Consider the following 21,602-nt stretch of genomic DNA (forward strand, 5'->3'; position numbering starts at 1 on the left):
GGCGAGAAAATGGGCCAAAGTGCGTTGACGGGGGAGCCGGTGCGCCGGGAGCGGCTGTCAGGCCCGGATTGCGTAATAGTCGCCCATCAGGCTGTCGTATGTGGCGGCCTGGATCGGCTCGGAACGCCGGCCGGCAGGCGAGACGTCGACGGCGAGCAGCCGGTCGTTGACGGCCGACGGGTCGGCGGCGAGGGCGTGCGGCAGGCGATGACCGTTCGGATAAGCCTGTAGCCTCTCGCTTTGGGCGCCGAGGTCGAAGGCGACCACCGGCAGGCCGGTGCGCAGGGCGAGCGTCAGCGCGTACGCGTAGGTCTCCGGCCAGATCGCCGGCAGCAGTACCATGTCGGCCGAGACGTAGGGCACGCGATCCAGGATCTCCGCGTCCTCCCAATGCCGGCCGGTCTCTGCGATCTGAAGGGCTGCCCGCGCCACACGATCGAGGGTCGGATCGTCAGTCGAGAAGCGCCCGGTCTCGAAGACCCCTGCCCGCTCAAGGCCGCCCGTGAGCGTCGGGTCCGAGAAGCCCACGATCGCGAAGGTCAGGGGCAGGTCGCGCCGGCGCGCATCCGCTGCCAGCGCCTGCAGAAGCAGCCCGCCTTCGGGCATGCTGACCCCGCCCAGCACGGCGACGCGGCGGATCCGTCCGGGCCTCTGCAGGGTGGTGTCGCGCACCGACCGCTCCGGCTCGATATGCGGCCGCACCGTCACCGCCAGATCCGGGTACACCCCCCGGATCCGCCCGGCCGTGTCGCAGGACGGCGCGAACACCCGCGTGGCGCCCGCCAGGAACCGCCCGAACGCCGCCCGCCGCGCCCTCGGGTCCGGCTCCTCGAACCCCTCCGCGTCCGACGCCAGGCACGCCCGGCACTCCGCCACCGGCGCCAGCCCGCAGTAGCGCCCGTCCGGCTGCACCAGGTGGTTGCGGTGGCACACCGGCGAGTAGTCGTGCAGCGTCCAGGCATACGGTCGGCCGGAGCCCGCCACCAGGTCCATCAGCGCGCCCGCCGCCGCCCAGCGCAGGCCCGCCAGCGAGTGCACGTGGATCAGCACCGGCGCCAGCGCCGCGATGAAGCCGGCGAGCTCCGCGGCGTCGCGCGGCAGGTACAGGCTGTCGAGGTTGGGCAGGTACAGGAACTCGGGGCTGCGGTAGGAGACGTGGACCTCGAGGTTGCGGGTCCGGTCGATCTGCAGCAGCACCACGCTCAGGCCCTCGGCACGCGCCTGCGCGATCATGTCGTCGATGTGGCGCTGGATGCCCCCGCCCCAGGCGTGGGTGACGAACAGCAGCGCCCGGCCGGCGAAGTGGCGGGCGAGCCGCGCGCGGTCGAGGCGGGCGCGCCCGCGCCGTCCGGGATCGGCCTGGACGAACTGGCCGACGCGGGCCGGGTAGTCCGGGTGCTTGGCCAGCAGCGCGGCCTGGCCCTGGTCGTACTCGCCGCCCTCATCGAGCCCGAAGGAGATCTGGCCGGCGTGGTAGACGAACACGTCCTCGGCGAGCAGGTTGACGAAGCCGGCCTTGATGGCGCGCAGGCACCAGTCGTTCTCCTCGCCGTAGCCCTTGCCGAAGGCCTCGGCGTCGAGGGTGCCGACCGCGTCGAGGGCTTGCGCCGTCATGAGCATGCAGAAGCCGACGCCGGTGGGCACGGGCACGGCCTGGCCGGGGTTGGTCTGCGCGGCCAGGCGGTCGAGCTCGGGCCGTTCGATCTCGAGCGGCATGGTGTTGTTGGCGTTGAAGCGCGGGTAGGAGCAGATCGTGGCGTTGTTGGACAAAGGCGTGACGCTGGCCACGGGCGGGCGGGCGTCCTCAGCTTCCGCGTGGGCGACGAGGCGGTCGAGCCAGTCGCCGTGGACCTGGGCGTCGGAGTTGAGCAGGACGACGGCGCGGCCCTGGCGCAGGCCGAGCGCGCGGTTGACCGAGCGGACGAAGCCGAGGTTGTGTTCGTTCTCGACGAGGTGGAACAGGCCGCGGCGGGCCAGCTCTGCCAGCTCTGCGGTGAGCTGCGGGTCGGGGGATCGGTCGTTGACGGCGAGCAGGGCGAAGGGTGTCGCCTGGGGGGCCGAGAGGCAGGCGTGGATGGCGCGCAGGGTCTCGCCGCGTCCCTTGTAGACGGGGACGATGACCAGCACGCGGGCGTCGGCGATGGGGAGCGCCTGGGGCAGGCCGTCCCAGTCCTGCGGCGCGGGGGCCGTCATGGGCGGGTAGGCGCCGAGATCCTCGGGGGCGGCCATCAGCCCGGCGTCCCGGCCGGTGCGCACGTAGTGCAGGAACGGCGACTCGCCCGGGGCGAACAGGTGGCCGTAGGCGCGACGATAGAACCGAGTCGAGAAGGCCTTGCTCGGGTCTCGATCCTCCTCCTGCCCGTGGGACAGGAAGTGGATGACGGGACCGTTCTCGAAGCCGCGGGTGTCGGGATAGCGCTTCAGGTACCAGGGCGCGTCGAAGAGGGGTTCGATCTGCCGCGCCTGCTCGAACAACGCCGCATCCTCCGCGGAGGGCGGTGAACCGTAGCGTGGATCGAAGCCGGCATCCGCGACATCCGCGCCGCGCAGCAGGGCGGTGGCCAGGAAGTGGACGAAGGGCGCGATCCCCGTCGCCTCCACGTAGGGATGATGCGCGCGGTAGGCCCAGCCGTTGAAGTCCGGCCTGGGGTTGCGGCCCTTCCTCCAGCCGGTGTCACAGTAGTCGCGCACCGCGTCGGCCTCCTCGGAGAGCCCGTAGCGCGCCCGGTAGAAGCCGTGGTCGAACGCCCCCGCCACCAGCCGCGCCTGCAGGGCGAGCAGCGCCTCCCGGTCCACAGCCTCCCGGCCGATCGCCCCCAGCCAGCCCGTGTCTTCGACGGGCGCCCGCGCCGGCCGCAACCCGCACACGCGCAGCAGCGCCGCCAGCGTCGAGCGGCCCGGCCCCGGGTCGCGCAGCTCCCGCCAGCCCGCGCCGGCAAAGTGCAGGTACGGCGCCATCCCGCCGACATCCGGGTAGGTCGCCCGGTACCAGCCCTCGTCCACCGCCGGCAGGTTCAGACGCTGCGGCCCGGCAAACGGCTCCGCCCCGGTGAGCCGCGCCTCGGCGACGTGGCGGAAGAACGGGTCGTCCGCCACCGCCCGGCTGCCGGCCCGCGCCTGCACGAAGCCGGTCGGGTCGAAGTCCGGCCGCGGGCTGACCCGCGCCCGCCAGCCTTCGGTCACGTAGTGGCGCAGCAGCGCGTCGTCCGAGGCGCCCGCCAGCGCCTCGGCCTGGGGCTCGGCGAGGCCCCGCCGGTAGTGGGCGGCGTCGAAGTGGGGCGCGAGCGTCCCGAGCCGCAGCGCCAGCGCTTCGGCCGGGTCCGGCCGGGCGGGTCCGCCGTGGAGGACGTAGTGCACCAGCGGGTTCTGGGTGGCGAAGGTGAGGCCGCGGGTCAGGCAGTAGGCCAGGGTGTCGAACTGCGGTGCGGGCTCGCGGCCCTCGCGCCAGCCCGACGCCATGTAGTGGTCGGCCGGGTCGACGCCGGCTGCGGCGATGTCGGGGTTGCCGGCGAGGTAGAAGGCGCCGTCGACGAGGCGGCGGGCGAGGCGCGCGATCTGGCGCGTGTCGCGCGGGGCCAGGGGATAGGCGGCGCCCTCCCCGGTGGACGTCCCCTTGCGGCGGTGTCGCGCGAGCGCGTGGAGGAAGGGGTTGATGCCGGCCGGGGCCAGGTGGGGGTGCTCGGCGAGGTAGGCGGCGGACGAGAAGTCGGGGCGCGGGTCCCTGCCCTCGCGCCAGCCGTGGACGAGGTAGTCGCGCACCGGATCGGCCGTGATGCCGTACCAACTCGCGTAGAAGTCCGCGTCGAAGTACGGCGCCAGCGCGGCGATCTGGTCTGGCGCGGAGGCGATATCGTTCGCCGGCAGAAGGCCTTTGGGGCCCGCGAGGATGGCGACGGCGCTGCTGCCCGCGCGGATCAAGCCAGCGCTCGCCCAGCTTCGATACAAGCCGTGGAGTTTGTTCAAGGCACCGCACTCACGTCGCAGCGCGTCGCGCCGGTCGTTTCGACTCCTAGTCCGTCACCGACACGCCTGTCTCGCCCGTCAACCACGCCTGGAATCGAGCGATGCGCCCGGGCCGGAGCGTGGATCTTGCCGCTCGCTGCATTGGAAGCTCGTGCCCGTGTGCGCATGCGTTCGCGGGGTTGCGTTCAAGACAGTCACGTGCGCCGGGCGAGGCGCCACGTCGGTTGCCTCCTGCCCTATCGGAGCGCGCCGAGGTCGTAAACATCGGTGCATGGCCTGCCCGATTGTACCGAGCCGGCGCCAATCCGCGGCGCTGTTGACGCTGCGAGGGGCCTATGACCTATGCCTGACGACAACGACTTGATGTGGCGGGATCGTTCCATGGCTGAGGATAACACCCTTACGAAGGCTCTCGTTGACGTTCGGGCGCGCCGAGCCGCTCTTCAGAACGATTACGATCGTATCGCGGCCGAACTCACGAAGCTGCGCGCAGCCGAGGCTGCCCTGACCTCGATCGTGGAGGGGGTTCCGCTGGAGGACACCGCGCGCCTGCACGCATCGGATGGTGGACGGGCTCCGGCTGCCGATCGTGCCGCTTCCGCCCAGGGTGGCCGGCGCGGGGCTCGCGGTCCGCGAGCGAATTCGGCCAAGGGACGCCTGAAGGCCCTCCTTGCCAGCGCGGGCCCACAGGGCTTGTCGCACGCCGAGATCGCCGACCGGCTGCCTGATGTCGCGCCCAACACCCTCAACACTTACCTGAGCATGATGGTGACGGGCGGCGAGGCGGTCCGGAACGGCGACTTCTTCACCGTCGATGCGGCATCGGAGGAGGCGGATCCGGCTGACGAGTCTGCCGCCGCCGACGACACCCACCCCGATGCCGAAGCCGCGGAGTGAGCGGGAGTACCTGTTCAGCTGTCTTCAGCTGGATGAAAGCAGAATGGCCGCTGTGTAGAAAAATTACCGGAAGAGCCGCCATGCTGATATCGACTCGACCTTGCCGTAACGGCGCATCTGCGCCCTTCTTGAAAGCGGGCAGGGATCGCGCAGCCAATTCGGCCCCTATCCTGCTGCCGACCCCGTCACGAACAGCACCGCCGGTTCTCGCACCTCACTGCGCGTCACGCCACAGAGCGGCCATTTCCTGGAGCGCGGCTTCGCCCTGACTGAGCGCCGTCTGCTCGTCGGGCAACGAGTAGAGGCATTGCCGGAGGATGCAGTCCTGATCGCGGATGACCCAGCGATAGCGCGAGGGGTCCTCAGGGCAACTCTCAATCTGCAGGGAGAGGACTGCGAGGGCTTCCGCTGCCATCGTGGGCTCCTTCGACTTGCCGGACTGCGCTCCTGTCCTCGACGGGTGGGCAGTCGGGGAACTGCATCCAGTGGGTGAACGCGTCGGTGCGGTAGCTGTGCTCGCACGAGGCGACGTGCCAAGGTGCTGCATCGTCGGCGTGCTTGGGATCCCAGCGGATGATGGCGCGCTGGTCGGGCTCGTCACGGTTGATGGCGATGATCCACCGCCCATCGTGCGGGGCCCGATCCATCGTCCTCCAAGTGCGCATGGCACCCTCCCGGCGCCTCATCGTAGTGAGGCACCAGGAACGCTCGAAAGGCCGAAACCGTTCGGGCATCCCTCTGGCATCCTGCCGGATCTTCGCGACAGAGTGAGGCGCCGATCCGGCCGCACGCCACGGTGCGACCGGCCGGACGCCTCTGAGGTACGAGGACCTCCAATCTGCCGACGCTGTCGGACCCGTCTCTTGGGCGCGAGCGGCTCAGTAGCGACCGTAGCCGCCGTAGCCGTTGTAACCGCCGTAACGACGTCCTTCGTAGATGCGCACGTCCCGGCGGCCGTAGCCGCCGAACTCGCGGTGGCGGCGATAGCCGTGCGCTGGGGCCCAGGCCGGTGGGCCACCGTGACGGAAACCGCGCTCACCCCTGGCCCATGGCGGATCCGCCATGGCGGGCGAGGTGGCCCCGACGACTCCGACGGCCAGGGTCAGCGCGCCGAACGCAGCCAACATGGATTTGCGAACCATAAAATGCCTCCCTCGTGTCGGGATGTTGCCGACCACGGACCAGAGACGGCGGGCACGGGCGAACCGTTCCCACGCGAAGGGCGCGATCGCGAGCCACTCGCGCTACGATCCGGCGCAGCCTTCGCCCGACGACTTGCGACAGGGCGCAGCCATGCGTTCGAGGACGATGCGGCCGCGACACGGCGAGTGCAGAGCAACTCACGCGGAGCCGCCTTTCCTAGGGGGACCTTTCGCGGTCCCGGGGAACCATCGGCGCTTCTCAAGACCCGCCATACGTCGGCCGCTCTACGACGTCGGCCCGAAGCGGTTGCGGCCGCCGTTCAGCCGCCTCAAGCCAGTCGGCGTGCACCTCGCACGGACATCAACACCAGCGCCGAAGCCGCAAGAGCCAGCGGCACGAACGAGACCCAGAGGACCGTGTCCCATCCGTAACTCGTGAGCAGACCTCCGGACGAGAACGAGCCGACGGCCACCATCCCGAAGACGATGAAGTCGTTGACCGACTGCACCCGCGTCCGTTCCTCGGGCCGGTGGCATTCCAGCACCATCGCCGAGGCCCCCACGAAGCCGAAGTTCCAGCCGAAGCCGAGAAGGATCAAGGCCAGCCAGAAATGCGCGACGTCCACGCCCGCTAGGCCGACGACGGCAGCCGCGCCCGTCAGTGTCAGGCCGGCCGCCACAACTCTGGGCGCCCCGAAGCGCGTGATCAGCCGTCCGGTGAAGAAGCTCGGGCCGTACATGGCGATCACGTGCCACTGGAGGCCGAGGTTTGCGTCCGCCTGCGCATGGCCGCACAGGTGCATGGCCAGCGGCGCCGCCGTCATCACGAAGTTCATCAGCAGGTACGACACCGAGCCGCAGACCACCGCGATGATGAAGCGCGGCTGAGCCAGGATCCTGGCCAGCGGCCGCCCACCGTCGAGAACGTCCGCAGCGGGGCGTGGCAGGCGGACGCCAGCGAGAACGACGGCCGCCAGTGCGGCGACTGCCGCCTGAGCCAGGAAAGTAGCGGCGAACAGGTAGGGCGGCCACAGGTTCATGGTGTGCGTGACGAGTTGCGGGCCGATCACCCCAGCGAAGATCCCGCCCGCCATGACGGTGGACAGCGCGCGCGGTCGCCGCTCCGGCGGGACGCACTCCGCCGCGGCGAAGCGGAAGGAGAAGACCACGGCGGCGTAGGCCCCCCCGAAGAACATGGCCGCGCTGAACAGCCAGAAATCGGCTGTCAGGATGGCGAGCGTGGACAGCAGCCCGACAAGCACCCCGCAACTCGTTCCGCACATGAAGGCCGCGCCGCGACCGTAGCGGCGGGCGATGCTGCCGGCCGGGAGCGAACAGGCGGCCATCCCGACGACGAAGATCGAGATCGGTAGCGTCGCCAGGACCTTGCTCGGCGCCAGCATGTTGCCGACGATCGCGCCGGTCGAGAACACGACGACGGAGTTCGCCCCGGCGAGCGCCTGTGCGATGGCCAGCCTGAGGACGTTCGAAGGGCCGGCTTGGGCAAAGGACGCGCGTTGGGTGGTCAACGTGGGGGCGTCAGGCATCGGAGGCTCTGGTTTCGACGGACGGCTTCCCCGTGCCCGCGAGCCGGCACGAGAGGTCAAACCGGGAGGGCCAGGTTTGGTCAGGTCGGGCGGCTCTATATCGAGCGGCGCCCGTCTGTATCTCGACGGCATGCCAATCGGTATAGAATGGCTGCCAGCCTGAAGACTCGCGGTGATGTAGAAGCCGATTGAGGCGCCGCCTGGGCTGGTGCTGCCCGGAGCGGTCACCGGGCGTTCCCAGATCATCCCGGCGCGTGGGTACTTTGCCGAGCACGCACTCCGCTGGCGCCAACGCGTCAACGCCACGTCCGGAGTGCCCTCGGTGGTCGTGGAAGGGCGCTCCTTCGTCATCCCGCCGGAGCAGGCGGTGTGGCTGCCGGCCGGCGTCCGGCATCGGGTCGGATCGCTTCTCGGCTCCCAGTTCCGCAGCCTGCGGGTCGCCGATGAGGTCGGACAGGACGCGACCGGAACTGGCCGTAAGCCGCCTGTCCGCTTCGGAGCCGGCTAGCCGGTCGGCATCGGCCCCGGCCCAGACGAACGACGCTCGATCAGCTCGATCGGCATCTCCGTTCGGCGCGCGCGGAGTTCCCCGCGCAGTCGGGCCAGCAGATGCTCGGCGACTTCCCGGCCAAGCTCCGCAGTCGGAAGATGAATCGTCGTGAGGGACGGCGCGATATGGCTGGCGATCTCGAGATTGTCGATCCCGACGACCGACAGGTCGCGGGGAACGGTCAGACCACGTTGTTCGGCCTCGAGAAGCACGCCGACGGCGAGAAGGTCGTTCCCGCAGACGACCGCCGTCGGGGGCTCGGCGAGCCCCAGGAGCTGCAGGAGGCCGGCCCGGCCGCCGGCGAGCGAGAAGGGCTGCTGCGATACGCGGGCGTTCGAGAACTCGAGGCCCTCCGCCGCGAGGGCCCGCCTCACGCCGTCGATGCGCAGGCGCGCGCGGTCGTTGGCCTGGGTGAAGCCTGAGACCATGCCGAACCGGCGGTGGCCCTTGGCGAGCAGGTGCCGGGCCGCGAGATAGCCGGCCTGCGCGTTGTCGAAGCCGATCGAGTCCAGCCGGCCATCGAACGACCACGTCAGCACGACCGGGATCGGCGTTTCGGTGACGAGGGCCCAGGTCTCGGGCAGATGGTCCGCGCCGACCAGCATCAGGGCGTCGACGCCGCGACCGAGCATGGATCGGACAAGCGCGGCTTCCTCGACGGCCGAGTATTCGTGCGCCGCGATCAGGAGCTGATAGCCGTTGCGGGCCAGGGTCGTCTGCAGCGCCTGGATCGCACGCGCGAAGATCGAGTGGTCGAGCGTCGGGATGATGGCGCCGATCGTATACGTCCGGCCCGATGCGAGGGCCTGGGCCGGGCCGCCGGGCAGGTAGCCGAGCAACTCGGCCGCTGCACGCACCCGTCGGATCGTGTCCGGATGGACGATCGCGGCGCCGGCCATCGCGCGCGAGGCGGTCGCCGGCGAGACGCCCGCCCGCTGGGCCACCGCCTGCAATGTCGCGCGCTGCTGACGTTTCACGGCAAGACACTCTGGGTCGGACTCCGCTCCGCAGTGATGAATGCGCATTCAATAAAACGCAACTGGCCAGCGAAGCATGCTCTATCCGTGCTGGATTCGCGCCGCGGTACTGCCGATTATTATAGACCGATGGTTGACAAGCTGGCGGTGAAGCGCACAATGAAAGCGCATTCATTGAATGCTCATGCGGTGAGTCGCGAGAAGACGGCCATCGCAGCGCGAGGAAACGCCGTGAAGTTCAGCCGCCGCATGTGCGTCGGCATGGCGACGCTCGTCGTCATCGCCGTCCTCTGGTACGTCGCGACCACCGGCCTCGGCCTGATCTCGGCAGGGCGGTTTCCGGCGCCCGGCGACGTGGAGACGGCAGCGGTCCAAGCCTTCGTTCGCGGCTATCCCGATACGACGCTCCTCGTCCACGTCCTGCACTCGCTCCGGCTCGTTGCCCTGGGCTTCGTTGTCTCGGTGACGCTGGGCGTCCCGCTCGGCCTGCTGATGGGCTGGAACCGCACGGCCGAGGCACTCATCAACCCGGTCTTCCTGCTGCTGCGCCCGATCCCGCCGCTCGCCTGGATCCCGCTCGCCATCCTGTGGCTCGGCCTGGGCGACGGGGCCAAAGTGATGGTCATCGTCATCGCGGCGCTGCCTCCGGCGGTGATCAGCACCCAGGCCGGCGTGCGGGGCGTGCCACCGCAGATCATCGAGGCGGCGCAGATGCTCGGCACCCCGCGCCTGCGCTTCGTCACGGACGTGCTGGCGCCGGCGGCGGCGCCGATGATCTTCACGGGGCTGCGGCTGGCGCTCCAGGCGAGCTGGACCACCCTGGTCGCGGCCGAGCTCGTCGGCTCGCTCGCGGGGCTCGGCTATGTCCTGAACGTCGCGCAGCAGGATCTCTACCCGGGCATGATCCTCGTCGGCATGGCCGCCGTCGGCGTGCTCGGTGCCGGGAGCACCGCGTTGCTGGGGATGGCCGAGCGCCGGGCGATCGGCTGGGCGCAGCTGCGGGGGGCCGCATGATCGCCTCCCGCCAGCCGCTCCCGCTGCACCGCAGCCTGGCCCTCGGCGCGATCGGCACCCTGGCCTTTCTCGGCTTCTGGGCGTTCCTGTCCCGGTCCGGCCTCGTCTCGCCGCTGTTCCTGCCGGGACCGGTCGCCGTGGCGGAGCGCTTCGCGAGCCTGACCGAGCGGCCCTTCGCGGGGGGCACGCTCCCCGCCCATGTCGCCTCCAGCTTGCAGCGGTTCCTGATCGGCTACCTGCTCGCCGCCGCGGTCGGCGTGCCGCTCGGCCTGATGATGGGGTGGTCGCGCCTCCTCGACGACATCGTCACGCCGATCTTCGACGGGCTGCGCTTCATCGCGCCGATCGCCTGGGTTCCCTTCGCCGCCCTCTGGTTCGGCACCGGGATCGGCGGCCCGATCCTGATCATCTTCGCGGGCGCCTTTCCGCCCTGCCTGATCAACGCCTATCGGGGCGCCCGCTACGTCGACGCGCGCCTGCTGGAGGCCGCCGAGATGCTCGGAACGCCGGGCTATCGGATGATCGCCGAGGTGCTCCTGCCCGCCGCGCTGCCCTCGATCGTCGCCGGCCTGCGCATCAGCGCAGGCCTGGGGTGGCAATCCCTGGTCGGCGCCGAGCTGATCGTGGCCTCGACGGGGGTCGGCTACATGATGGTGCAGGCCCAGGGCGCCGTCTCGACCGCGACCGTGATGGTCGGAATGGTCGCGATCGGCCTCGTCGGCGTGGTCATCGACGTCGCGCTGCGCACGCTCGAGACCCGCCTCCGCCGGCATCACGGACAGGCTTGAGGGGATCCGATGAGCGCAATCCGGTTCGAGCGGGTCGAGAAGAGCTTCGGGAGCAACGTCAAGGCGCTCGACGGCGTCGACCTCACGGTGGCCGACCGCGAGTTCGTGGCCATCGTCGGCGCCTCGGGTTGCGGCAAGACGACCTGCCTGCGCCTCGTGGCCGGGTTCGAGGCCCCGACCGGCGGCCGGATCACCGTCGGCGGGCGGCCGGTTACCGAGCCGGGGCCCGACCGGGCCGTGGTGTTCCAGCAGTTCGCGCTGTTCCCGTGGAAGACCGTGGCGCAGAACATCGCGTTCGGGCTGCGCAACAAGGGCATGCCCGCCGTCGAGCGCCAGGAGCGCGTCGCCGCGGCGATCGACATGATCGGCCTCGCCAGCCACGCCGACGCCTACCCGCACCAGCTCTCCGGCGGCATGCAGCAGCGCGTCGCCATCGCCCGCGCCTACGTCCTCGAGCCCGAGGTGCTCCTCATGGACGAGCCCTTCGGCGCCCTCGACGCCCAGACCCGCGTGGTGATGCAGGAGGAACTGGTCCGCCTCGCGCGCAAGAACCCGCGCACTGTCCTGTTCATCACCCACGGGGTCGAGGAGGCGGTCTACCTCGCCGACCGGGTCGCGGTCATGACCAAGCGCCCGGGGCGCATCAAGGAGATGATCGACGTCAAGGCGGTCCGCGAAGCGGAACGCTGGGAGGAGCACGCCCGCATCGAGGACGTGATGGACCTCGAATCGTTCGTCCATCTGCGGACGCACATCTGGAAATCGCTGCGCGAAGAGAAGGCGGCCGGCCGGTCAGCCGGCGATCCGCGACCCGAGGGAGAGGCGACATGACCGAGATTCGAGGCAAAGGGTGCCGGCGCGGCCGGCGGCGGGCATGGCTCCTGGCCGGCGCCCTCGCGCTGGCGCCGGTGGTCGCGTCGGCCCTCCCGGTGAAGGCCGCGGAGCCAGAGCGGATCGGCGTGTCCTATCAGCCGTCGCTCTACTGGGCGCTGCCCTTCTACATCGCCACGCAGAAGGGCTGGTGGAAGGAGGTCGGCCTCGAGCCGACCTTCGCCGTCTTCCCGGCCGGCGCGCCCCAGGTCGCCGCCGCGCAGGCGGGATCCTGGGATGTCGGCGGGACCGGTTCCGTGCCGGCGATCCTCGGCGCGGCGCGCTTCGGCCTGCTGACGATCGGCCTCACCAACGACGAATCGAAGACCAATGCGTTGATGGTGCGCGCCTCACGGCACGATGCGATCCTCAAGGATCCCAAGCAGCTCGCCGGACAGAAACTGCTCGTCACCACCAACTCCACCGCCGATTACGCCGCCCGCGCCTGCCTTCGGAAGTGGGGCCTCGGCCCGCGCGAGATGCGCTTCGTCAACCTCGGACAGGCGCAGATCATCTCGGCGATGATCGCCGACGCGGGCGAGGTGGTCGGCGTCTGGGCTCCGAACACCTACACGCTGGAGGAGAAGGCCAGCGCGCAGGTCCTGTGCAGCGGGGCCGACGCCGACGCCATGGTGCCCGGTGCCCTGATCACCCGCGCCGACTTCGCCAAGGCGCATCCGGACGCGGTCGCCAAGTTCCTCGCGGTCTATCTCCGGGGCTGGGGCTGGGCCAAGGCGAATCCCAAGGACGCGCACGACATGGCCAAGCGCTTCTACGCCGAGGGCGGCGTCGAGGCGTCCGACCACGCCATCGACCAGGAATTCGCGCTGCGCCCGACCTACGCCCTCGACGCGCAGCTCAAGGCGATGGCGCGTGCGGACGGCCCCTCGCAGGTCGACGGCTGGTTCTCACGGATCGGCACGTTCATGGCCGAGGTCGGCACCATCGCGCAGGCGCCCGAGGCCAAGGGATACATCGACGACGCCTTCATGAAGCGCGTCGCGGCCGATCCGAAGCTCCGGGCCTTCGCCACGGAGTTCGACGCGGCCGCCGCCCCGCGCTGAGCGCGGCCGGCCGCCTCGCGGCGCTGCCGCCCGGACCGGGCTCCGCGCTCCCGGGAGGCGCCGCCTGAACCTGTTCGAGACATCCGTAAAGAGGCAGGGATCATGACGATCGACTACGCGAAGCGGGCGACCAAGACGCCCGAGACCGAGACCGACGCGGCGCGGCAGGTCGTGACGGAGATGCTCGCCGCCATCGAGGCGCGGGGCGAGGAGGCGGTGCGGGACTATGCCCGTTCCCTCGACCGCTGGACCGGCGAGATCGTCGTGACCCCCGAGGAGATCGCCCGGCGCACGAAGGACATCCCCGCGCGCGTCAAAGAGGACATCGCCTTCGCGGCGGGGCAGGTGCGGCGCTTCGCCGAGGCTCAGCGCGACAGCGTCCAGGACTTCTCGGTGGAGCTGGTGCCGGGCCTCGTCACCGGCCAGAAGCTCGTCCCCTGCAACGTCGCGGGGTGCTACGTGCCCACCGGGCGCTACGCCCACATCGCCTCGGCCTACATGTCGGTGGCCACCGCCAAGGCGGCGGGCGTCCCGACGGTCGTGGCCTGCTCGACGCCCTTCCGCGGCGAGGGCATCCACCCCTACGTGCTCTACGCGATGCAGGTGGCCGGCGCCGACGTGATCATGACGCTGGGCGGCGTCCAGGCGATCGCCGCGATGGCCTTCGGGCTGTTCACCGGCAAGCCCGCCGACATCATCGTCGGGCCGGGCAACAAGTTCGTGGCCGAGGCCAAGCGGATGCTGTTCGGCCGCGTCGGCATCGACGTCTTCGCGGGCCCATCCGAGGTCGGGATCATCGCCGACGAGACCGCTGACCCGGCGCTCGTGGCCTCGGACCTCGTCGGCCAGGCCGAGCACGGGCACGAGAGCCCGGCTTGGCTGTTCACCACCTCGCGTGCCCTCGCGGACGACGTGATCGCGCGGATGCCGGCGCTGATCGACGCCCTGCCGCCCACGGCACGGGACGCCGCCGCCGCCGCGTGGCGCGACTACGGTGAGGTGGTGGTGTGCGGGAGCCGGGAGGAGATCGTCGCCGTCTCCGACCGCTACGCGAGCGAGCATCTGGAGGTCCACGCCGCCGACCTCGACTGGTGGCTCGCGCAGCTCAGCAATTACGGTTCGCTGTTCCTCGGCGAGGAGACCACGGTCGCCTTCGGCGACAAGACCTCAGGTCCGAACCACATCCTGCCGACCAAGTACGCCGCCCGGTATTCCGCCGGGCTGTCCGTGCACAAGTTCCTGCGGCCGCTGACGTGGCAGCGCATGGACCGGGAGGCCTGCAAGACCATCGCCCAGGCCACGGCCCGGATCTCGCGCCTGGAGGGTATGGAGGCCCATGCCCGCACGGCCGATCACCGGCTGGCGAAGTACTTCCCCGGCCACGGCCTCGATCTCGGCGAGGCGGTGACCGCATGACCTTCCGCCTGAAGCGCCTGTTCGACCTGACCGGGCGGACGGCTCTGGTGACGGGGGGTAATTCCGGTCTCGGGCTGGCGCTGGCCCGTGCGCTGGGCCTCGCCGGGGCCGGGCTGATCCTGACCGCCCGCCGCGAGGCCGACCTCGCGGCGGCGGCCGAGGACCTGCGGGGGGAGGCGATCGCCAGCGAGATCCTGCCCGCGGATCTCGCGGAGCCCGCTGCGGTCGCCGACCTCGTCGCGCGGCTCGGCGGCCGGCCGGTCGACATCCTCGTGAACGCCGCGGGGATGAACCTGCGCCAGCCTTTCGCGGCCGTGACGGCGGAGGCCTTCGACCGGCACATGGCTCTGCACGTGCGCGCGCCCTTCCTGCTGACCCAGGCCCTCGCGCCGGGGATGGCGTCGCGCGGATACGGGCGGATCCTCAACGTCGCCTCCCTGCAATCCTACCGGGCCTTTCCGGACTCCGCGCCCTACGGGGCCGCCAAGGGGGCGGTGGTGCAGCTCACCCGCGCCGTCGCGGAAGCGTGGTCGGCGCGCGGCGTGACCTGCAACGCGATCGCGCCCGGCTTCTTCCCGACGCCGCTGACGCAGGCGGTGTTCGCCGATTCCGAGCGCGCGGCCCGCAACGCCGCGCAGACGGCCTGCGGCCGCAACGGCGAACTCACCGACCTCTACGGCGCGGCGGTCTTCCTCGCCTCCGAGGCCTCCGCCTACGTCACCGGGCAGACCCTGCCGGTCGACGGGGGATTCACCGCCAAATGAACGCCCGCTTGTCCGAGGCCCCGCGATGAGAGCGCTGATCTACACCGGTCCGAACGCGCTCATTGTCGACGACGTGCCGGTTCCCGTGCCTGGGCCCGGCGAGGTGCTGGTGCGGGTCGAGGCGGTCGGCATCTGCGGTTCGGACATGCACGCCTATCACGGTCACGATGCCCGGCGCCCCGCCCCGCTGATCCTCGGCCACGAGGCCGCCGGACGGGTCGCGGAGGGGCCGCGGGCCGGCGCGCGCGTGGCGGTGAATCCGCTGGTCACCTGCGGGCACTGCCCGGCGTGCGAAGCCGGACGCACGCACCTGTGCCCGAGCCGGCAGATCCTCTCGATGCCCCCGCGTCCGGGGGCCTTCGCGGACTTTGTCTGCGTTCCCGAGAAGAGCCTCGTACCGATCCCGGACGCGCTGTCGACCACGCACGCAGCCCTCGCCGAGCCGCTCGCCGTCGCCTACCACGCCGTCAACCAGGGGGCGCGGCTTCTCGGGCGCCCTCTGGCGGGGGCGCGCTGCGTGGTGCTGGGCGGCGGCGCGATCGGTTTCGGGTCGGGTCTGGTCCTGGCCATGCAGGGGGCGGGCGAGGTCGTCATCATCGAGCCGAATCCCGAGCGGCGCAGCGAAGCCGCGCGCGGCCTCCCGACGGCCCGCTGCCGAGCGCCCGACGATGCCGAGGGTCCGGGTCCCGACAGTGCCGACCTGATACTCGACGCCGTCGGCAGCGACGCGACGCGGGCCAAGGCGAGCCAGCTCGCCCGGCCGGGCGCGGTCATCGTGCATATCGGGCTTCTGCCCGGCGAGCGGGGGCTGGACGTCCGCAAGATCACGCTTCAGGAGATCGTTGTGTCGGGCAGCTACTGCTACACGATGCAGGAGTTCCGCGACGTGGTCGAGGCCCTCGCGGATGGCCGGCTGGGTCCCCTCGACTGGGTCGAGGAGCGCCCGCTCGCCGCGGGCGCGGCTGCCTTCGCCGACATGGATGCGAGCCGCGTCGCTGCGCCGAAGCTGATCCTTCGTCCGAACACGCCGGCTTGAGAATCGGCGTCGCACGAACGGAAGACCCTACCCGAAGTCGGACCCACGACGGCGGCTTCCACGGGCGGACACAATCCCCGTGCGGTCGGAGCCCGCCCCCGTGCAGGCGGGGCTTTCGCCCGGGGAGGGACGGATCGACCGCTCCTGCGAGACGCCGCTGTTGCCAGATGTCTTATATATGATGCATTATCTGGTAGCATCATCGTGACCCGTTGGCGGACGGAAGTGCGGTCGAGGGTTGCCGGAGGAGCGCCGGGAAGAGCGCAGGACGGCTGAGACGCAGGCAAAGCTCGGTACGGTCGCGTCGACACGTGGCCCAAGCCGCGGCGGCAGGGAGGAAGGATGGACACGGGTCAGCCTCTTCTGGAGGTGGACGGCGTCACGCTCCGCTACAAGACGCCCGAGCATCTCGTCACGGCCACCTACCGGGTGAGCTAGTACGACCAGGGCCAGGCCGCGCTGCTGGCCAACGCACCCGGACTACCCGGCCCGCGTCGGCCAGTTCGTCCAGGCCGATCCCGGACGGCGCGGGCGCGCCCGCCTCGACCGCGCGCGGCTCGCCCGTCACTTCTCGGGACGAGCGCTGCTGTTCGTCACCCACGCCTGGGGCGGGGGCATCCAGCGCCACATCGACGACATGATCGCGCAGGCGCGTGCCGAGGGCCTGAGCGTGGTGCTGCTGCAGATCGACCGGACCCGCAACCTCGAGGTCCACGTCTCCTACCGCAGCCCCGAGTTCCTGTACCTGCCCAACCTCGACAGCCTGTACCTGCCGCGCGACGCCGCGGAGCTCGCCGGCTTCATCGCGGCGCTGGCGCCGGTGCTGATCCACGTGCACTCGCTGGCGGGCCTGCGCTGGGCGGCGGCGGGCGCGCTGATGGACCTGGTGGCGGGCTCCGGCCGGCCGTATGCCTGGACGCTGCACGACTACTCGCCGGTGTGCCACCGCAACCACCTGGTGCAGCCGGACGGGCGCTACTGCGGGCTGGCGCCGGTGGCGGAGTGCCGGGCGTGCCTGGCGTCGGACGCGGAGGGGTTCGAGGAGCCGGACCCGAGCGCGCGGCGGGCGGCGTTCGGGCGGTTCCTGGCGGGCGCCACGCGGGTGTTCGCGCCGTCCTGCGACACGGCCGGGCGGATCCGGGGGGTGTACCCGGATCTGGCGGTGACGGTGCGGCCGCATATCGAGCCGGAGCGGTCCGTGCGCGACACCGCCCTGCAGAGGCCCGGACGGATCCGCCGCGTCGCCGTGCTCGGCGCGATCAGCGCCACGAAGGGCGGGTTGTTCCTGCAGGCGCTCGCCACCGACGCGCAGGACCGGGACCTGCCGCTCCGGTTCGCGATCGTGGGCTTCTCGGACCCGGCGCTCGCCATCGGCCTGGAACGCGTCGGCGTCGCCCAGACCGGGCGCTATCACGGCGACAACGAGGCGCTGGATCTCGTCTGGCGGCTCGCGGCCGACATGGTGCTGCTGCCGGCGATCTGGCCGGAGACCTACTCGTACGCGCTGACGCTCGCCCTGCGCACCGGCCTGCCGGTGGTCGCCTTCGACCTCGGCGCCCCGGGGGAGCGGCTGCGCGCCGACCCGAACGGCCATCTGCTGCCGTACGCCCTCGCCGCCGACCCGGCGGCCTTCAACGACCGGCTGCTCGCCGTCGACGTCTCGCCTGCCGGCCGGATCTCCGTGCCGATCCAGGCCGCCGCCTACGGCGACCTGATGCGCGACTATTACGGCCTGGACCCGGTGCCGGCCCGGACCGAACGCCCCATCGACGAGGACGCCGCATGATCTCCGTCAACGAGGACATGAAGCAGGCCATGCTTCAGCGCGGCATCTCGGTGCTGCATCCGGCCCCGTTCGGCCTGCCGGAGGACTGCACCTTCGAGCCGCCGTGCAGCATCAAGTGGATGGGCATCGATTACTGCCTCACCATGGGGGCGTTCTCGTACGCGGTGAGCGGCTACTATTTCGGCGCCGACATCGCCCGCTACTGCTCGATCGGCGAGAGCGTGCAGGTCGGGCGCGGCAGCCACCCGGTCCAGTGCGGCTCGACCTCGCCGCTGTTCTACACGCACCACTCGGCGGTGTTCGACCGCCTCGACCCGCGGGCGGAGGATTACGAGATCTGCGGGCCGTATCTCTGGCCCAAGCGCGTGCGCATCGGCAACGACGTCTATATCGGCCACGGCGCCTTCCTGATGCCCGACATCACGATCGGCGACGGGGCGGTGATCGGCGCGATGGCGGTGGTGACCAAGGACGTGCCGCCCTACGCGATCGTGGCCGGCAGCCCGGCCCGGATCGTGAAGATGCGCTTCCCCGACGCGCTGATCGAGCGCTACCTGAAGGTGCAGTGGTGGCGCTACGCCTTCTGGGACCTGCGCCAGTGCTCGATCACCGATCCCGAAAAATTCCTCGACGCCGTGGAAGAGCGGATCGCCGGCGGCATGCAGGAATACCGGCCGGAGCTGATCCCGATCCAGTCGCTGGTGCCGCGGGGATAGCTCCGCTGGCGCGGGTGAGGCGGCCTCACGCCGCCAGGACCCGCGCCGCCGCGGCGCCCAGCGCCCGCACGCCCAGGGCAAGGTCGGCGTCGGCGGTATCCTCCGCCCAGTGATGGCTGATGCCGCCGATCGAGGGCACGAACAGCATCGCGGCCGGCAGGATCCGGGCGACGTTCTGGGCATCGTGGCCGGCGCCCGAGGGCATCACCTGCCACAAGCCGGGACAGACCGCCTCCGCGGCTTCCGAGAGGGCGCGCATCAGGTCCGGGTCGCAGGGGGCGGGGATCGCCTTGGACAGGGCGGTGAGCGTGGCGGGGCAGCGTTCGCGCCGGTTCGATTCGCGCACCAGGGCCTCCAGGCAGGCCTCCATCCGCTCCAGCACCGGCATCGACACGTCGCGGAACTGGAAGAAGACCTCGGCCCGGCCCGGGATGATGCTGAAGGCCCCCGGATCCAGGGTGATCCGCCCGGTGGTCCAGGTGCTGCGCGGGCCGCAGACCGTCGGGAATGCCCGGTCGATCGCCGCCAGCAGCCGCACCGCCGCGAGGCCCGCGTCCCGGCGCTCCGCCATGGTGGTGCCGCCCGCGTGGTCCTGGCTGCCCTCGACGTCGATCCGGAACTGCCAGATCGCCACGATGCCGCTCACCACGCCGAGATGCAGGCCGGCGGATTCGAGCTGCGTGCCCTGCTCGATATGCATCTCCAGGAAGCCGCGGTAGCGGTCCGGATCGAGCCGCATCCGGGGCAGGCCGGCGAGGCCGGCACTCGCCAGCGCCGCCCGCAGGGGCGTGCCGTCGGTGCGGTTCCGGGCGGCGTCGATCTCGGCCTCGGTCAGGTCGCCGATCGCCGAGCGGCTGCCCAGGAAGCCGCCGGAGAAGTGCCCCTCCTCGTCCGCGAAGGCGACGACGTCGACGGGCAGGCCGGCGCGGGCGAGCGCCACTCCGGCCACGACGCCCAGCGCCCCGTCGAGCCAGCCGGCCTCGTTCTGGGTCTCGATATGGCTGCCCACCAGGAGATGGGGCCCGGGGCCGCGATGACGCCCCAGCACGTTGCCGATGCCGTCGATCGAGGCGTCCAGCCCGCAGGCCTCCAGCTTGGCCATCAGCCAGCGGCGGGATTCCATGTCCGCCGCCGAGAAGGTCGGCCGGTGGACGCCGGTGCGGAACCGGCCGATCTCCCGCAGGGCGTACAGGTCGGCCAGGAAGGCCTGGGTGTCGATCTCGGTCATGCAATCCCCGGAGGCTTCACGTCCGGACCGTGCAAGGCCCATGCGCAGATCCGGGCTTCCGAAGAGCCTGCAGCCCCGATCTCGGGCTTTGCCCAAGCCCGGCAGGGTTCCACCCTGCACCAGCAAAAGGGCTCGCCCTTTTGAATCCGCGACTTGGCGCTACTCTGCCGCCGCGGGCGTCCAGTCCGCCGGTTGCGCCCCCGCCATCCAGGCGGCGAGATCGGCCCGGGCCCGGTCGGTCAGCGCGCGCTTCTTGAGCGCCGCCTTCTCGGGCCCGCGCAGGCGGCGGCCGGTCTCGTTGCGGGGCGCCTGCGCCAGCGGCGGGAACAGGCCGAAATTGACGTTCATCGGCTGGAACGAGCGCGGGGCGTTGGCCTCGCCGTCCGCCGCCACGTGACCGCCGGTGATGTGGCCGATGAGGGCGCCGAGCGCCGTCGTCTGCGGCAGGGGCGGCAGCGACCGGCCGGCCGCCTCCGCCACCGCGAAGCGACCGGCCATCAGGCCCACCGCGGCGCTCTCGACGTAGCCCTCGCAGCCGGTGATCTGGCCGGCGAAGCGTAAGGACGGCCGGGCCTTGAGCCGGAGGGTGGCGTCGAGGAGCCGCGGGCTGTCGAGGTAGGTGTTGCGGTGCAGGCCGCCGAGGCGGGCGAACTCGGCCCGCTCCAGGCCGGGGATCGTGCGGAAGATCCGCACCTGCTCGGCGTAGGTCAGCTTCGTCTGGAAGCCCACCATGTTGTAGAGCGTGCCCAGCGCGTTGTCCTGGCGCAGCTGCACGATCGCGCAGGGCTTGACCAGCGGGTCGCGCGGGTTGGTGAGCCCCACGGGCTTCATCGGGCCGTGCCGCAGGGTCTCGGGCCCGCGCTCGGCCATCACCTCGATGGGCAGGCAGCCGTCGAAATAGGGCGTGCCCTCCCACTGCTTGAAGCCGATCTTCTCCCCCGCCACCAGGGCGTCCACGAAGGCCTCGTACCGGGCGCGGTCCATCGGGCAGTTGAGGTAGTCGGCCCCGGTGCCGCCGGGTCCCGGCTTGTCGTAGCGGGACTGGAACCACGCCACGCCCATGTCGATGGAGTCGCGGTGGACGATCGGCGCGATGGCGTCGAAGAAGGCCAGCGACTCGGCCCCGGTGAGCCCGCGGATGCCCTCGGCCAGCGCCGGTGCGGTGAGCGGGCCGGTGGCGACGATGCAGGCGCCCCAGTCCTCAGGCGGCAGGCCCTCGACCTCCCCGCGGACGAGGGTCACGTTGGGGTGCTGCGCCAGGGCCCGGGTCACCGTGACGGAGAACCCCTCGCGGTCGACCGCCAGCGCGCCGCCCGCCGGGACTTGGTTGGCATCGGCCGCCCGCATGATCAGCGAGCCCAAGGCGCGCATCTCCTGGTGCAGCAGGCCGACGGCGTTGCCCTCCGGATCGTCCGACCGGAAGGAGTTCGAGCAGACGAGTTCGGCCAGCCCGTCCGTCTGGTGGGCCTCGGTGCCGCGCACCGGGCGCATCTCGTGAAGGACGGCGCGATGGCCGGCCTCGGCCACCTGCCAGGCGGCCTCGGATCCGGCGAGGCCGCCGCCGACGATGTGGATGGTCTGTGTCATGTCTGAGAATAACGAAGGACCGCCGTCCGGATCAACGGGCGGCGGTCCTTTCGTCAGGTTCAGACTTCTCGCGAGCGGCTGACGCCGAGGCCGGGATCAGACGCGGGCGACGCCGCGGATCTCGCTGCGGCTGATTCCGAGATCGGCGAGATCGCGATCCGAGAGGCGGGAAAGCTGGGAAACGGTGTCGCGGTACCGGAGATAGGCGCGGACGCGGGTCAGGACGCTACGGGCGGCGGACATGGTGTGCTGTGACC

18 protein-coding genes are annotated in these 21,602 nt (G+C 71.2%); 10 read left to right on the forward strand and 8 right to left on the reverse strand.

The window, feature by feature from the left end; all coding sequences use genetic code 11:
* Window positions 1-57: 57 nt before the first annotated feature.
* A complete protein-coding gene (locus MMSR116_RS01520; protein WP_244625586.1) occupies window positions 58-3,918 on the reverse strand; it encodes a glycosyltransferase in 3,861 nt (1,286 codons plus the stop codon).
* A gap of 426 nt (window positions 3,919-4,344) precedes the next feature.
* On the opposite strand from MMSR116_RS01520, the gene MMSR116_RS01525 reads away from it, so the two are divergent.
* The gene (locus MMSR116_RS01525; RefSeq protein ID WP_039894583.1) at window positions 4,345-4,860 is read left to right on the forward strand and encodes a hypothetical protein; all 516 of its coding nucleotides are present in this window, start codon (window positions 4,345-4,347) and stop codon (window positions 4,858-4,860) included.
* Between the two features lie 214 nt (window positions 4,861-5,074).
* Here the strand turns inward: MMSR116_RS01525 and MMSR116_RS01530 are convergent, their stop codons facing one another.
* The 4 genes from MMSR116_RS01530 to MMSR116_RS01545 form a co-directional block, all read right to left on the reverse strand.
* Window positions 5,075-5,275, reverse strand: coding sequence for a hypothetical protein (locus MMSR116_RS01530; RefSeq protein WP_039894582.1), 201 nt, complete (start codon window positions 5,273-5,275; stop codon window positions 5,075-5,077).
* Between the two features lie 463 nt (window positions 5,276-5,738).
* Window positions 5,739-6,002 (reverse strand): hypothetical protein, encoded by a 264-nt coding sequence (locus tag MMSR116_RS01535; protein WP_010686712.1) that lies wholly within the window; start codon window positions 6,000-6,002, stop codon window positions 5,739-5,741.
* 329 nt (window positions 6,003-6,331) lie between these two features.
* Window positions 6,332-7,549: an MFS transporter gene (locus MMSR116_RS01540; protein ID WP_010686711.1), complete on the reverse strand. Its 1,218-nt coding sequence runs from the start codon at window positions 7,547-7,549 to the stop codon at window positions 6,332-6,334.
* A gap of 504 nt (window positions 7,550-8,053) precedes the next feature.
* Window positions 8,054-9,076: a LacI family DNA-binding transcriptional regulator gene (locus MMSR116_RS01545; protein WP_039894577.1), complete on the reverse strand. Its 1,023-nt coding sequence runs from the start codon at window positions 9,074-9,076 to the stop codon at window positions 8,054-8,056.
* A gap of 231 nt (window positions 9,077-9,307) precedes the next feature.
* Between MMSR116_RS01545 and MMSR116_RS01550 the strand changes: the two genes are divergently transcribed.
* The 9 genes from MMSR116_RS01550 (at window position 9,308) to MMSR116_RS32185 (ending at window position 18,530) form a co-directional block, all read left to right on the forward strand.
* Window positions 9,308-10,090, forward strand: coding sequence for an ABC transporter permease (locus tag MMSR116_RS01550; RefSeq protein WP_244625587.1), 783 nt, complete (start codon window positions 9,308-9,310; stop codon window positions 10,088-10,090).
* Entirely contained in the window at window positions 10,087-10,878 is a 792-nt protein-coding gene (locus MMSR116_RS01555) for an ABC transporter permease (RefSeq protein WP_010686707.1), read from the forward strand. The genes MMSR116_RS01550 and MMSR116_RS01555 overlap by 4 nt, the downstream gene beginning before the upstream one ends.
* A 9-nt stretch (window positions 10,879-10,887) precedes the next feature.
* Window positions 10,888-11,709: an ABC transporter ATP-binding protein gene (locus MMSR116_RS01560; protein ID WP_010686706.1), complete on the forward strand. Its 822-nt coding sequence runs from the start codon at window positions 10,888-10,890 to the stop codon at window positions 11,707-11,709.
* Window positions 11,706-12,812 (forward strand): ABC transporter substrate-binding protein, encoded by a 1,107-nt coding sequence (locus tag MMSR116_RS01565; RefSeq protein WP_010686705.1) that lies wholly within the window; start codon window positions 11,706-11,708, stop codon window positions 12,810-12,812. The genes MMSR116_RS01560 and MMSR116_RS01565 overlap by 4 nt, the downstream gene beginning before the upstream one ends.
* Window positions 12,813-12,914: 102 nt before the next feature.
* A complete protein-coding gene (hisD, locus tag MMSR116_RS01570; RefSeq protein WP_010686704.1) occupies window positions 12,915-14,228 on the forward strand; it encodes a histidinol dehydrogenase in 1,314 nt (437 codons plus the stop codon).
* Window positions 14,225-14,992 (forward strand): SDR family NAD(P)-dependent oxidoreductase, encoded by a 768-nt coding sequence (locus MMSR116_RS01575; protein ID WP_010686703.1) that lies wholly within the window; start codon window positions 14,225-14,227, stop codon window positions 14,990-14,992. The genes hisD and MMSR116_RS01575 overlap by 4 nt, the downstream gene beginning before the upstream one ends.
* Before the next feature lie 25 nt (window positions 14,993-15,017).
* On the forward strand, window positions 15,018-16,028 hold the full coding sequence (locus MMSR116_RS01580; RefSeq protein ID WP_010686702.1) for a zinc-dependent alcohol dehydrogenase: 1,011 nt from the start codon (window positions 15,018-15,020) through the stop codon (window positions 16,026-16,028).
* Between the two features lie 637 nt (window positions 16,029-16,665).
* The gene (locus MMSR116_RS01590) at window positions 16,666-17,814 is read left to right on the forward strand and encodes a glycosyltransferase (RefSeq protein WP_244625588.1); all 1,149 of its coding nucleotides are present in this window, start codon (window positions 16,666-16,668) and stop codon (window positions 17,812-17,814) included.
* Window positions 17,811-18,530: a CatB-related O-acetyltransferase gene (locus MMSR116_RS32185; RefSeq protein WP_010687385.1), complete on the forward strand. Its 720-nt coding sequence runs from the start codon at window positions 17,811-17,813 to the stop codon at window positions 18,528-18,530. The genes MMSR116_RS01590 and MMSR116_RS32185 overlap by 4 nt, the downstream gene beginning before the upstream one ends.
* 25 nt (window positions 18,531-18,555) lie before the next feature.
* Here the strand turns inward: MMSR116_RS32185 and MMSR116_RS01600 are convergent, their stop codons facing one another.
* From MMSR116_RS01600 to MMSR116_RS01610, 3 genes are all read right to left on the reverse strand, one after another.
* Window positions 18,556-19,758, reverse strand: a complete 1,203-nt coding sequence (locus MMSR116_RS01600) for a Zn-dependent hydrolase (protein ID WP_039894887.1) — start codon at window positions 19,756-19,758, stop codon at window positions 18,556-18,558.
* 159 nt (window positions 19,759-19,917) lie between these two features.
* On the reverse strand, window positions 19,918-21,345 hold the full coding sequence (gene trmFO, locus MMSR116_RS01605; RefSeq protein ID WP_010687383.1) for a methylenetetrahydrofolate--tRNA-(uracil(54)-C(5))-methyltransferase (FADH(2)-oxidizing) TrmFO: 1,428 nt from the start codon (window positions 21,343-21,345) through the stop codon (window positions 19,918-19,920).
* A gap of 96 nt (window positions 21,346-21,441) precedes the next feature.
* On the reverse strand, window positions 21,442-21,588 hold the full coding sequence (locus MMSR116_RS01610) for a DUF1127 domain-containing protein (RefSeq protein WP_010687382.1): 147 nt from the start codon (window positions 21,586-21,588) through the stop codon (window positions 21,442-21,444).
* Between the last annotated feature and the right edge of the window lie 14 nt (window positions 21,589-21,602).

Origin of the sequence: Methylobacterium mesophilicum SR1.6/6 (genome assembly GCF_000364445.2) — a bacterium.
GTDB classification, from domain to species: domain Bacteria; phylum Pseudomonadota; class Alphaproteobacteria; order Rhizobiales; family Beijerinckiaceae; genus Methylobacterium; species Methylobacterium mesophilicum_A.

Bases quoted from the DNA above. Each gene is read 5' to 3' on its own strand.
- hisD (WP_010686704.1), top strand. From the start codon at position 12,915: ATGACGATCGACTACGCGAAGCGGGCGACCAAGACGCCCGAGACCGAG.
- MMSR116_RS01525 (WP_039894583.1), top strand. From the start codon at position 4,345: ATGGCTGAGGATAACACCCTTACGAAGGCTCTCGTTGACGTTCGGGCG.
- MMSR116_RS01610 (WP_010687382.1), bottom strand. From the start codon at position 21,588: ATGTCCGCCGCCCGTAGCGTCCTGACCCGCGTCCGCGCCTATCTCCGG.
- MMSR116_RS01560 (WP_010686706.1), top strand. From the start codon at position 10,888: ATGAGCGCAATCCGGTTCGAGCGGGTCGAGAAGAGCTTCGGGAGCAAC.
- MMSR116_RS32185 (WP_010687385.1), top strand. From the start codon at position 17,811: ATGATCTCCGTCAACGAGGACATGAAGCAGGCCATGCTTCAGCGCGGC.
- trmFO (WP_010687383.1), bottom strand. From the start codon at position 21,345: ATGACACAGACCATCCACATCGTCGGCGGCGGCCTCGCCGGATCCGAG.
- MMSR116_RS01600 (WP_039894887.1), bottom strand. From the start codon at position 19,758: ATGACCGAGATCGACACCCAGGCCTTCCTGGCCGACCTGTACGCCCTG.
- MMSR116_RS01590 (WP_244625588.1), top strand. From the start codon at position 16,666: ATGATCGCGCAGGCGCGTGCCGAGGGCCTGAGCGTGGTGCTGCTGCAG.
- MMSR116_RS01555 (WP_010686707.1), top strand. From the start codon at position 10,087: ATGATCGCCTCCCGCCAGCCGCTCCCGCTGCACCGCAGCCTGGCCCTC.
- MMSR116_RS01580 (WP_010686702.1), top strand. From the start codon at position 15,018: ATGAGAGCGCTGATCTACACCGGTCCGAACGCGCTCATTGTCGACGAC.
- MMSR116_RS01575 (WP_010686703.1), top strand. From the start codon at position 14,225: ATGACCTTCCGCCTGAAGCGCCTGTTCGACCTGACCGGGCGGACGGCT.
- MMSR116_RS01530 (WP_039894582.1), bottom strand. From the start codon at position 5,275: ATGGCAGCGGAAGCCCTCGCAGTCCTCTCCCTGCAGATTGAGAGTTGC.
- MMSR116_RS01540 (WP_010686711.1), bottom strand. From the start codon at position 7,549: ATGCCTGACGCCCCCACGTTGACCACCCAACGCGCGTCCTTTGCCCAA.
- MMSR116_RS01565 (WP_010686705.1), top strand. From the start codon at position 11,706: ATGACCGAGATTCGAGGCAAAGGGTGCCGGCGCGGCCGGCGGCGGGCA.
- MMSR116_RS01535 (WP_010686712.1), bottom strand. From the start codon at position 6,002: ATGGTTCGCAAATCCATGTTGGCTGCGTTCGGCGCGCTGACCCTGGCC.